General features: G+C 50.7%; 8 protein-coding genes. All 8 read right to left on the reverse strand.

Annotated features, from left to right (window positions below; genetic code table 11):
• Positions 1 to 888, reverse strand: a complete 888-nt coding sequence (locus tag MOC09_RS08795) for a carbohydrate ABC transporter permease (RefSeq protein WP_268361421.1) — start codon at positions 886 to 888, stop codon at positions 1 to 3.
• A 12-nt stretch (positions 889 to 900) separates the two neighbouring features.
• Positions 901 to 1,857, reverse strand: a complete 957-nt coding sequence (locus tag MOC09_RS08800; protein ID WP_268370242.1) for an ABC transporter permease — start codon at positions 1,855 to 1,857, stop codon at positions 901 to 903.
• A 54-nt stretch (positions 1,858 to 1,911) separates the two neighbouring features.
• A complete protein-coding gene (locus MOC09_RS08805; RefSeq protein WP_268370244.1) occupies positions 1,912 to 3,420 on the reverse strand; it encodes an extracellular solute-binding protein in 1,509 nt (502 codons plus the stop codon).
• Positions 3,421 to 3,541: 121 nt separating this feature from the next.
• Positions 3,542 to 6,115 carry a hypothetical protein gene (locus tag MOC09_RS08810; RefSeq protein ID WP_268361428.1) on the reverse strand — a complete coding sequence of 858 codons (2,574 nt, stop codon included), beginning with the start codon at positions 6,113 to 6,115 and terminating at the stop codon, positions 3,542 to 3,544.
• A gap of 43 nt (positions 6,116 to 6,158) precedes the next feature.
• Positions 6,159 to 8,153: a beta-galactosidase gene (locus tag MOC09_RS08815; RefSeq protein WP_268370246.1), complete on the reverse strand. Its 1,995-nt coding sequence runs from the start codon at positions 8,151 to 8,153 to the stop codon at positions 6,159 to 6,161.
• 5 nt (positions 8,154 to 8,158) lie between these two features.
• A complete protein-coding gene (locus tag MOC09_RS08820) occupies positions 8,159 to 8,812 on the reverse strand; it encodes a rhamnogalacturonan acetylesterase (protein WP_268370248.1) in 654 nt (217 codons plus the stop codon).
• Between the two features lie 162 nt (positions 8,813 to 8,974).
• Complete coding sequence (gene rhgX / locus MOC09_RS08825) at positions 8,975 to 10,813, reverse strand: rhamnogalacturonan exolyase (RefSeq protein WP_268370249.1); 1,839 nt, start codon at positions 10,811 to 10,813, stop codon at positions 8,975 to 8,977.
• A 48-nt stretch (positions 10,814 to 10,861) separates the two neighbouring features.
• Positions 10,862 to 12,706, reverse strand: coding sequence for a rhamnogalacturonan lyase (gene rhgW, locus MOC09_RS08830; protein ID WP_268370250.1), 1,845 nt, complete (start codon positions 12,704 to 12,706; stop codon positions 10,862 to 10,864).
• Between the last annotated feature and the right edge of the window lie 101 nt (positions 12,707 to 12,807).

The raw sequence follows: 12,807 nt of genomic DNA on the forward strand, positions 1-12,807 counted from the left end.
TCAGCCTTTTACCGAACCGATCAGCATCCCCTTCGCAAAGTGTTTTTGTAAAAATGGATAGACAGCCAAAATTGGAAGCGTCGCAATGACAATGACAGCGAGTTTTATTCCCTGCTCCGGCGGAACGGTATTTTGCATTGTATCGCCATTGGTCGCCGTTAAATCCGATAAGATTGTGACTTGGCGAAGCACCATTTGCAGCGGCCATTTTGCGCTGTCATTGATATATAAGAGGGCGTGGAAGAAATCATTCCAAATCCCGACCGCATAAAACAGCGCAAAGGTCGCAATGACCGGCTTTGAAAGCGGCAGGGCGATCCGCCAGAAGACGCCGATTTCGGAACAGCCGTCAATTTTAGCTGATTCCTCCAGCTCGCGCGGCAGCTGCTGAAAGAAGTTTTTGATAATAATTAGATTGAACGGATTGATCGCCATCGGCAGAATCAATGCCCAATACGTATCCAAAAGGCCAAGTGATTTCACGACAAGATACGTCGGAATCATGCCGCCGGAAAACAGCATGGAGAAAATCACCAGGTTCAACAGCAAATTCCGTCCCTTCACATGCCGCTTCGCCAGCGGATACGCCATCGTGAAGGTAAAAAACAGCTGCACAGCCGTCCCGACCACGGTGATGAAAATAGATACGCCCATGCTTCGGATGAATGTCGGTGTCGAAAACACGTACTTGTAAGCATCGAGTGTAAAGGTTTCCGGGATTATAAAGAAGCTGCGCTGGGCGAGCTCCGCTTCTGTTGCAAAAGAACCTGCAATAATGTACAAAAACGGCAAAATGGTAATCGCGCCGACGCCGCCGAGAAACAGAATGTTGCAGACGTCAAACACCCGTCCGGCTTTTGTGTTGTGCATCGTGTGAATTTCAGCCATACTCTCCCTCCTCTAAAACAGTCCTTCCTGATCAAACTTTTTCGCAATGTAATTGGCGCCGAAAATCAAGATAATCCCGACAACCGATTTAAACAAACCGACCGCTGTACTGTAGCTATACGCGCCTTGGGTAATCCCCATCATGTACACGTACGTGTCAAAAATGTCAGCCACGCTGCGGTTGAGCGAGTTCGTCATCAAATACACCTGTTCAAAACCGAGATTCAAAAAGCTGCCGATTCTTAAAATCAACAAAACGATAATGGTGCTTCTGATGGCCGGCAGCGTAATGTGCCACATCCGCCTGAACCGGCCCGCACCGTCCATAATGGCGGCTTCATACTGCTCCTGGTCAACCGTCGCCAGCGCGGCCAGAAATAAAATCGTTCCCCAGCCTGTCTCCTTCCAGATGCTTTGCATCACGATCATCGGCCGGAACCAGTCCGCATCCGATAAGAAGGAAATCTGCTCACCTGTCAAACTCATGACCATTTTGTTGATTACACCTGTATCAACAGTAAAGAAAACAAAGGTGATGCTGACCACGATTGTCCATGACACAAAATGGGGCACGTAAATAAAGGTTTGGATGCATCTTTTATACACGGCCTTTCTCAGTTCATTCAAAAGCAAGGCCAAAAAAAGAGGCGCAGGAAAGGCAAACAAAAGATCAAGGCTCGCCAGCATGAGCGTGTTGCGCAGCAGCCTAAAAAAATCCGGATTCATAAAAAAGTCTCTGAAATAATCAAACCCGACCCATTCGCTTTTCCAGAAGCCGAGGTATGGCGAGTAGTCTTTAAATGCGATGAGTACGCCCCACATCGGCAAGTATTTAAAAATCAAAAAATAAAGCAGCCCGGGAATAAGAAGGAGATAAAGCCATTTGTCCCGTTTGAGCGCAGCCATCCAGCTGATGCCTCTACCAGCAGTGAGACCAGGTGAATCTCCCTTCTTCGGCACTGTTTCCATAACTGTTCTCCTTTCGGAATACCGGGGCGCCCGCCGAACGGCAGGCGCATCGGTTTATTTTGACGATTGATACAATTTGTTCAAGTCCCTCATCAGTTCATTACCGCCGCTTTTTTTCCAAAGCTCCACCGCATCCTCGAACCCTTGTTCATCAATTTCTCCTATGATAAATTGCGTCCTCGCGTCGAGAATGATGTTGTCAAGCTGGGCTCCTTTTTGGGTATAGACATCTGATACAAGCGACTCGGCCGGGTTAAAAACAGCGATCTTTTCTCCTTCTGTTATGATGTCCTTGCGATGCTGAAAGAGCTTTGTTTTCTGGTCTTCGATGTAATATTCGCTTTTTGGAATCGACATGCTGAACTGGGCCATACCTTCATGCTCATACAGGAGAGATTTGTTGTTTTTTTCAAGCGAGGTGAATTTACCGTCCTTGAGCTCGTAATTGCGGCCCTCTACCCCGTTGTTCGTGAGAATCTGCGCTTCCTTATCATTCATTTTATCGAGGAAGGACAGCACCTTTTTCAGCTCTTTTTCGGTTTTGACGCTTGATTTTGGGATCGCGATCATGCCTGAATAACCGGATGTCGGGAAAGTGCGCTTGCCTTTTGGCCCTTCTACTGTGCCGACGATATCAATGATATCCTTGTTCGACTCATCCGCTTCTTCCATTGCGCTTTGGATTTGAGACGCTCTGGAGCCTGTATCAACGATGACACCTGCTTTTCCTTTCACAACCGGATCATTCCACTTCGCTGAATCCATGACCGCAAAGTCCTTATTGATCAAGCCTTCATCATACAGCTTTTTAAAAAACTTGAGCGCATCCATGTATTCCTTCGTTGTAAAATCAGGAATCAGCTTTCCGTTTTCAACGCCGTAGCGGTTCGGAGCGCCGAACCAGATTTGCAGAACATCCCATGGGCTTCCGTTTCCAAGTCCCATCCATTTCGGCACGACCATGCCGTACGTATCATCCTTGCCGTTTCCGTCAGGATCTTTTTCCTTAAAGGCTTTCAGCACTTCATAGAAATCATCAAGCGTTTCCGGCATATCCAGACCGACGTTTTCAAGCCAGTCGGTTCTGATGATCATACACGCCCTGATCAGATCCCTCGTTCTGTAGATTCCGTACACCTCACCGTTCACCGAGCTGTTCTTCAAAATCTTTTCATCTGCCTGGCTTAAATTCTTGTAGTCTTTTAAATAAGGAGACAGCTCCCAAAACGCCCCTGCTTTGACAGACTTGATAAAGCCGGCTGACTTATCTTTAATGACAATCACGTTAGGCATCTCCCCTGAAGCCATGACGATGTTGAATTTGTCGTTGTAGGATGAATCCGGCACCCATGTGACCTTAATCTCTTTGCCTGTGTATTTTTCGAGCGCTTTTAATGAAGGGCTCTTTTCACTCGGGCTTTCCGGCGACAAGAGCGGCGCCATAATTTTGATCGTGTCTTTCGAATCGCTTGCTGAACTGGATGTTTCCGAATGGCTGCATCCGGCGATCATCATGGCAGCAAGCGGCAAGGCCATCCATTTTTTTCGCATTCTTATTTTCATGTTGCGTAAGTCCCCCTTTTTTCAATTTGCATTTCCCCTTTGCCCCTCTCAATATAAAGCGCTTACACAAATGCTTGCAATCTTCATTTTTTGCATCATTTCTCCTATGAAATTCAGGCTGTTATCCTTTTTTGCCGGATGTATCTTTTTTTGCAGGGAGGGAATCTCCGATCAATTCCAGCGCTGCTATGACATTTAAACACCATTGGGAGACGGTGTTGGTTGTCACCCACGGGAGCTCCTCCAGCTGTGTCCATGTCTCGATGCGCTCCGGTTTGATCGGAAGCGGCGTATGGCTAAGCTTATCATCAAGCAAAAGGTTCCACGCTTTGGCGGCGAGATGAGGATCTTGTTTTTTTCTCGCGGCGTAGGCTGTCATTCCGGCGGCGAACATTGGCCAGTGAAAATGCCCGTCATGAAGAGCGCCTCCGCTTTTTTTCCGTTTTTCCTCATCACTGAGTGTGTAAAATTCGCCGAATTCACTCAGCATATCCTCCCATTCCCGGTCATCAAGAAGCTCAGCCAGCTCCATCCACACTTGCGGCGCACCGAAGGCAATGATCATGTGATATCCGCCCGCGGTGCCGTCTCCCTTGTGATGAAGCATCGAAGTCTCCGGGTCATATTCAAATGTCGGCCCTGATAATAAGCGGAGCGGCAGCTGCTTCAGACAATTGATGCCTGTTTGGATTTTGTTAAGATATTCGGGGTTTTCGGTCCGCTCCCATTCCGCCAGCCAGTTGGAACAAAACGCAGCCCAGTCCGGTCCGGTTCTGGCGTGAGTCGGGTGTTTGCCTTTCTCGTAAAAAGCGCGCATCGGATTGGTTTTGACGAGGGCATAATCGGCATCCTTCACTTCTGTCAAAAGATCGCCCGTCCGCTCATCTCCCGTCAGATAATAATAGAATTTATAAAGCCCGGCCATGCTGATTCTCGCTTCCTTGCAGCCGCACCCCCAGTGCACCACGTTATGCCGTGAGCCAAGCCCGGCATATTCACCGAGGTGAAAGCTGTCCGTTTCGCTCGTATGGCGGGTCATGGCTTCTGCCATGCGAAAGATATCCTCTCTGCCTGAGCGGAAAAACGCCTGCCACAGCCATAGGGTCGGAACGAGCTCATTGTTTTGCCATGCGTATCCGCCGAGATCATACCGCCACATATGCCGAATCGGATCATACGTATGCATGACATCGCCATAATCCCAAAACCCGTACCATCTGCGCTGCTCTACTTCCTTTTTATAAAATAGAAAGGCGGCGGCGAGCTGCTCCTCCAGCTCTTTTTTGAGTGGATCGGATGTGTCAATGACACTCCAAACCCCCAGCGCCTTTGACTCGTAATAGACGTCCGGCTCGCATACAAGCAGCGGCGGCGCCTGCCATTTGTCAGCGAGCGCATTGAGGACCTCTTCAGACGGCATGTATGAAAAGCATGCCAAGCTGATTTCATTTGTATTGGCAATACCGGTCGGATCAGAACCCATTTCATCAAATCCCTCATACGCGCTGGCTACATGAGTGTTTCCTGTATAATGCCGCAAATCCATCGCTTCTCCGTCCGGGGGCCAAAGCCAGACGGTCATTTTGGGATGGGTGCCGGCAAGACCTGTGATTTCAAGTGCAGACGGATATTTCTCAAAAAAATACCGCAGGCCGAGTGCTAGGCCGCCATTTTCGCCTCCCGCATAGCAGAGCCCCTTCGCCCGGCTGCCATGCAGCATGCTGATCCATGCATAATCTTTTCCTGTCCGTTTTGACAGGCTGTAATGATCGCTGGAATCCTGGACAAGCTTTACATCGTTCCAAACCGCATTCTGTGTGCCATGAGCAAACCATTCATTATGCTCTTCACTTGGGGACAGCGTGTCGCCATTGATTTGGTCTTGATAAAGCGGATATCGTTCATTGAATTTACGTGTGCCAAACAGCTGGGCCGGTTCTTTGTACATCCCTTTCTCTCCCGCAAAACGAAAATGCCGGTTGTACGGCTCTCCTTCCACAAAAAGGTCAAATTCAATGCCGAGCCCCTTAATGAATTCTAGTTTTCCGTTCCTGTCAATCAGCTGCGTGTGTACAAGACCGACCTCAGGCAGCCCGGCATAAAACGTCAATCGGATGACAAACGGCAGCCATTCTTCATTCGTTTTTTGGAGCATGTGCACGCCCTCTATTTTGACCACCGCTTTGACAGGTCCGCTCTTCTCAATCACTGCTCGTTTGATGAGGCTGACAGACGCTTCATGGAAAAGAACCGTTTCGGCCGCCGTCTCTTTTCTCGTTTCTCTTATGGCAATGAGCCTCCCGCCTGCGGCGATCGGCTTTCCGTTGACCTGCAATGATTGAATGAGATCAGAGCCTGTTTTATGGATGCTACAGATGATCGCTCCTGTATCCACTTGGATGTCATGCTCTGACTCATTGATGCTGAGCGTTTCGGCTGGCTGCGTGGCTTCTCCTTTTTGCACTGTAAAGGTTTGATGTTCCTGTCCCGTGAATACCGCTGCATGCTTCGTCCACTTGACGCTCCCGTCCGGCCAATAGGCCGACGGTTCGCTTTGCACATATCGGCTTTCCGCCTTTTCATTTACAAGCGCCAGAGGGTCTCCTTTTCTCAATTCTCCTCTTTTCCATGGCACGCCCCACGTTACACCGCTTGTCACCTTCGGCTGTTCTGATAACCATTTGGTCTTTTTCATCGGTCCTCTCCTTCCATAGAAAAAAGCTGATTCGATGCAAGAATCAGCTGTGATGTTCAAACTGAATCACACGGTATTCGTGCGGTCCGACTGCCAGTCTCCCCGCTTTGGTCAAACGGTTCGTCAACAAATCCGTTCCCGCTTCCGGCAATGTCACGCTCCCGCCTTTTCCATCCATATTCACAACGATCCACACAAGGCCGTTTTCGCCTATACGCGGGGCAACGATCGTGCCGGGTGTCACATCCGATCGGACAGAAATGGCTGCTTCAGCCGCGTAATGCCTGACGAGCGCTTCCAGCATTACATCCCCTTCTTTCCCGGATGGAAGCGAGCCGAGCATGACGATTTTCCCTTTGCCGTGCTTCTGTTCTGCCAGAAAAGCATGGCCTGCTCCCGGTCCTGATTCAACCGTGCCGAGGGTGTTTCCGTTCTTTGTATCAAACACCGCGCTCCACAGCCCGAGCGGCGCCGTGATGCCAAACGCTTTTCCTGTATTCACGTCCTCGTTCATTGGAAAGGTAAACAACGTTTTGATCCCGGCTGTTTTCTCAAGTTCTCCAAGCCCGCAATCGGTATGAATGGTATGTTCGCTTGTGCGTCCTCCTGTCAGCGGACCGGCGATCCAGATGCCGCCCGCTTCAGCGAATGCCGAAGCTTTTGTGATAAAATCCGAAGACAGATACGGCACAAATGGCGTAAACAGCAAGCGGTAGCCGTCCAGCGGAGCACCTTCCGGAATAAGGTCACGGTGAATCCCCGTGTTGAGAATGCGTTCATAAAAATGGGTCACAAGCGTACGGTGATGGAGTCCCCGGTGAGGCTCAGTTTTAATAAATGCTTTTGCTCTGTCAGAGTAAGTCAGCGCCGCCTCAGCTTGAACGGGTTCAGTCGATAGAATAACAGGCTCGATTTCCTTTCTGGCCCGCTCAACCGCCAGCACATTTTGGTAGCCAATGGTGGGTTCGCCCCAGGCACTGAGAACCGAGCCGTGGGAAATCTCGCTGCCCGAACGCTGCTGGCGCCACAGCCAATAGCAAAAGCCCTCGCTTCCTAAGGCGTAAGAAGATACGGCCTCGGCCTGTAAATACCCGTCGGCATGCGGAAAAGCGGAGCTTTCGAGCGAGGCAGCATATGACGGACTCGTTTCCAAAATCCAAAACGGGCGTCCTTGTTTTACATTTCTCCATAAATCACAGTTCAATAAAAAGGCAGAGGCATTTTCCTGTGATGCGTAGGTATCAAAGGAGGCAAAATCGAGATTCCGAAACATCCGCTCATTGTCCACGCTGAACATGACAGATCCGTTATGCGTGATCGGCGCATCCGAATAGCAGCGGATGATTTTGGCCTGTTCATCCGCAAATGAAGCGATCATCTCCATTGAAAACAGCTGATACATGGTGCTTAGAGAGGCGTGATGCAGAAACGGTGCCGGTCCCGGCTGTGGCACCTGCTCAAATGTCTGGTAGGTTTCACTCCACACATCGGTTCCCCATGCCTCGTTTAATCGCTCTATCACACCGTAACGATTTTTGAGCCAGTCGTGCCATAGGCGCAGGCACGTCTCACACATGCATTCAGCCACATGGCATTTAAACTCATTATCGAGCTGCCAGCCAATCAATCCCGGAAGCTGGCCAAGGTCCTTGGCAATGCTTGTGGTGATGATGGCGGCTTTTTTTCGGAAATACGGGTTGTTCGTACAAGCATGCTGACGGGAGCCATGCCCCATGACCTCTCTTTTTTCATTGACATGCATGCGTTCCGGCCGGCCGTGCGACAGCCAAATTGGCGGTGTAGGCGTCGGCGTGCACATGATCGTTTCGATGCCGTTTTCATACAGCCTGGTGATAATCTCTTTGAAAAAACCGACGTCAATTTTTCCTTCCTCCGGCTCCATGACGGACCAGGCAAATTCACCGATCCGCACCACATTAATGCCAGCTTCGCGCATCATGTCAATGTCCTGCTGAATCGTCTCTTCATCCCATAATTCCGGGTAATAGCAAGCGCCGTGATATAGTTTTCTGCTCACATTTTTCACCCTTCTTTGATGATCGATTCTGTCAGTGGCAGGCCGAGCTCCTTTATGCCTTTTGCCACAAGTTTCGCCATTTCATTTGCGCCTTTTTTGGTAAAGTGCGTGTAATCGTTAATCCCTTCTAAAATCATAAAATAGGTGTACACTTTTTCCTCGCCCTTCTCAGAAAAGAAAGCGAGGCTTTTCTCCATTAGATCAATGAGCGGGACATTCTCCTCTTCAGCCGTTTGTTTCATGGCAATGCAATAATCAGGAAAATCGTTCAAAAACTCGCCGTTTTCGTAATGAAAGCGGGCTACGGGGGTGATGAGAAGCGGATGGGCGCCTTTTTCCCGCGCACCTGCGATATACTGCTTTAAATAGTGTTTATAGGTTGTATAGGGCTCGGTGTAGCGCTCCGGCTTATTTTTTGACGCATCGTTATGGCCCATCTGCACAAACAGCCAGTCATCCGGTTCGATCACATCAAGGATTGCCTGAAGCCTGCCCTCTTCCACAAATGTTTTCGAGCTTCTTCCCCCGATCGCCCTGTTGATCACTTGAATATGCTCCGGCAGATGCGAGCCGAGAAACTGCCCCCATCCCCCTTGATTGGTGCTGTCTCCATATGTTTGAACAGTCGAATCGCCGGCAAGATAAATATGATTTGCCATTTTTCATTCCCCCTCGTTTTTTTGTTTAGTACGGCTTCAATCCAGGACAGCTCTTCCCTTGATAAAACCGGTGTGTGGAGCGCTTAAACATTGGTTCGTCCTGCCCGTTGGTTAATCTTCTTGTCGCAGCGTTCAGCCTTTGCTTCGTATCCCTGATTCCACCTATAGTGGCGCCTCCTCTTTGCTGCCCGCTATATACAGGGCGGGCTTCGGCGGTTTTTTCATCCCTGTTCCAAGATAAAAGCCCGTGTGCGGCGGCTGGTTGTAGGCGGTATTCTGCCAAGCGATGCCGAGCCTGTAGACCGGATCGTGCATGAGTGTGTAAAAGCGGTGGCGGGTGAGATGTGTCGTTGTATAGATGCGGAGCGCACTGCTGTCTTCCGTTCTCCATATCACTTCTTCCCGCCAATCTCCAAACAGATTGGCCTGAAGAACCGGGTTTCCTTTCGTGCCGTTGTTGGACAGCACGCCGTACGGCTGAAATATCGTCTTCAGACAGCGGTTTTCAGCATCCCATTTTTCAATCTTTGGCCTGCCGATCGTTCCGTTCCAGTCATGATCAAGCAGTTCTCTGACCAAATCACCGTCCCACCAGATGGCGAAATTGGCTGAGGCAGGCGCTTTGTCGCTGATTTTTTCTCCTTTGCTCGTAAAAAGGCCGTATGACATTCCGTCATTGCCCGGCGGATCAATTCCCCAGACAAGCGACCCTTTGTAGTTTGGATCGATATGAGCCGCCATGCCTCTGCCGACATCTGTCCCGGCATGGACGCCCCATAATATCTCGCCGGTTCCGGCATCTCGCAGTGACAGTCCGTACGGCTTTGTGGCATCCTCATGCACCTGAAACACTTCAAGCCCTTTTCGGGACGGATCCAGATCCCCTACATGCATCGCATCTCCGTGCCCGAGTCCCGTTGTGTACAGGCCGGTACCGTCATGATCGACCGCCATGGCGCCGTAAATGATTTCATCCTTCCCGTCGCCGTCAACATCCGCCACGCTCAAGCTGTGGTTGCCCTGCCCTGCGTACGCTTCATTACCCGGCTGATTGGAATCAAATAGCCAGCGCTTTTTAAGCCTCCCGTTTCTGAAATCGTATGCCACGAGCACCGCTCTCGTATAGTAGCCGCGCGCCATCACGAGGCTCGGCCGTTCCCCATCCAAATAAGCGATTCCGGCGAGAAAACGGTCCATGCGGTTTCCGTAGCGGTCTCCCCAGTCCTCCAGCTTGCCGCGGGGCGGTTCATATTCCACGGTCGTGAGCGCTTCACCTGTTTCTCCTTTAAACACCGTCAAATATTCCGGTCCGGACAGAATCCTTCCCTGTTCATTTCTAAAATCGGCATGTTCATCGCCGATGATGTTTCCTTTCCCGTCTGTTGTGCCGTCGGCTGTTTTCATGGCGATTTCTGCTTTTCCGTCACCGTCCAGGTCATAAACCATAAACTGGGTATAATGCGCGCCCGCTCTGATGTTTCTGCCGAGGTTGATGCGCCACAAAAAGGTGCCGTCCAGTTTATAGGCATCTATGAGAACCTCCCCGGTATATCCGTCATGGGCGTTGTCTTTTGAATTGGACGGGTCCCACTTCAGGATGATTTCATATTCTCCATCCCCGTCCACATCCCCGACACTGGCATCATTGGCGCTGTAGGTGTACGGCTTTCCATCCGGCGTCACACCGCCTTCCGGTTTGTTAAGCGGAACCTCTAGGACATTTTCCCGCCAGACGGGAGCTTCTTTGGAAAGCTTTTCTTCCCGTCCTTTATTGACGGCCGCCACCTGATAAACAGAGTCCGCCGTCCCGTTTTGATCAAGAAAATTGGTGCTGTCCGCGATCGGCTCGCGAGTGATTCGCTTCCCATCCCGATAAAGGTGAAAAGCCGTCGTCTCATGATCTGTTCCCAGAAAACGCCAGCTGACAAACACGCCCTGCTCTGTCTTGACCGCAATTAAGCCTCTGGTCAAGTATTCCATCTGCCTCTTTTTTGGTTTCATTTGATGGGAACGGGCTGCGCGCAGCCCGTTCCTTCCCCCCCCTTTCTGTTAAGGCGTATACATATTCGGTTTTGGCTGTTCCGCCATGCCGTCTCCTAAAAAGAAGCTTGTGTGCGGCGGCTGGTTATACGCGACATTTTGCCAGGCGATGCCAAGCCGGTACACAGGATCGTGCATCAGCGTGTACAGCCTGTGCTCAGTCGGAATGGTCGTGGTGTAAATGCGGAGCGCACTGCTGTCCTCAGTTCGCCACACCACTTCCTCACGCCAGTCACCGAGCAGATCAGCCTGAAGTGCCGGTGTTGCTTTTGTGCCGTTGTTGGCGGCTGCGCCTGACGCAGTCAACACATTTTTCGATACGCCGTTTTGATAATCCCACTTATCGATTCGGTTGCTGTCCAGCTGTTCCCGCAGCAAGTCGCCGTCCCACCAGATGCCGAAGTTGGTCGAGGATGGAACGCTGCTTCCGATTTTGACCCCTTTTGCTGAGTAAAGGGAACCGTTTGCCCACACCTCCTCTCCCGGATAACGCGGGTCGATATCAGCAGCCATCCCGCGGCCTACATCCTTGCCGGCATAAACGCCCCAAAGGATTTTACCGGTTGCTGCATCCCGGAAGGATAAGCCGTATTTTGCATTTTTGTCCTCATGTACTTGAAACACCTCAAGCCCAGGCCGGCTTGGATCAAGATCCCCGGTATGGAGGGCATCTCCGTGGCCTAAGCCCGTCGAGTACATGCCTTTGCCATCTTGATCAACAGCCATTGAGCCAAAAATGATCTCATCTATACCGTCTCCGTCAACATCCGCGATGCTCAGGTTGTGATTCCCCTGTCCGGCAAACGCTTCATTTCCCGACTTCGAAGAATCAAGCGTCCAAAGCTTTGACAGCTTTCCGTCTCTGAAGTTATAGGCGACAAGCATGGTTTTGGCATAATACCCTCTAGTCATGATCAAGCTCGGCCGCTGTCCGTCGAGGTAGGCAATCCCAGCTAGAAACCGGTCCACCCGGTTGCCGTAGCTGTCTCCCCAATCCGACACATTGCCGCGCGCCGGTTCAAAGTTTGCGGTGACAAGCTCTTTCCCGGTTGCACCTTGAAACACAGTGAGATATTCAGGCCCTGAAAGCACACGCCCCTGTTCATTTCTGTAATCAGCATTGGCATTTCCAATCACTTTGCCCGTGCCGTCTTTTGTCCCGTCTGCCGTTTTCATCGCCACTTCCGCCTTTCCGTCACCATCAAGGTCATACACCATAAACTGGGTGTAGTGCGCGCCCGCTCTGATGTTTTTGCCGAGATTGATCCGCCATAATTTCGTTCCGTCCAGTTTATACGCGTCAATCAGCACGTCACCCGTATAGCCATCCTGTGAATTGTCCTTTGAATGAGACGGGTCCCATTTCAGGATCAGCTCGTATTGCCCGTCTCCATCCACATCGCCAACACTTGCGTCATTGGCGCTGTAGGTGTAAGCTTCACCCTTTGGCGTCGTGCCGCCAGCCGGTTTATCCAGCCGGACAGAATGATACGGCTGCGCCCATACGGAGGCTTTTTCAGAAGCCGCCTGTTCGGTTCCGTTTACGATAGCCCGAACCGTATACGCAGAGCCCGCCGATCCGTTTTTATCCACATAGTTCGTGGTTTTGACAGGCGCAGCATTCAGCTTTTGCCCGTCTCTGTACACATTGAACGAAACCGATGCGTTTTCAGTGCCAAGAAACCGCCAGCTGACAAAAATGCCGCTGTCCGTCCTGACCGCCACAAGTCCGCGGTTCAGCGCTTCCATCTGCCGCGCTGCTCCTTCTGCTTTCACAGGAAATAAAGAGGCACCCATCATCAACAAGACCAGCAACGTAACAGCGGTAAACATGCGTTTCCTTCGTGTAATCATCAGACAGCTCCTTCTCTTTTATCTGTAAGCGCTTACTTATATTGGATTTTATGCGCTGTGAGGGCTGTCTTCAATTTCACTTTTTTGCAACTGCCTTTTTG

Origin of the sequence: Bacillus sp. N12A5 (assembly GCF_026790125.1) — a bacterium.
Classification (GTDB): domain Bacteria; phylum Bacillota; class Bacilli; order Bacillales; family Bacillaceae; genus Bacillus.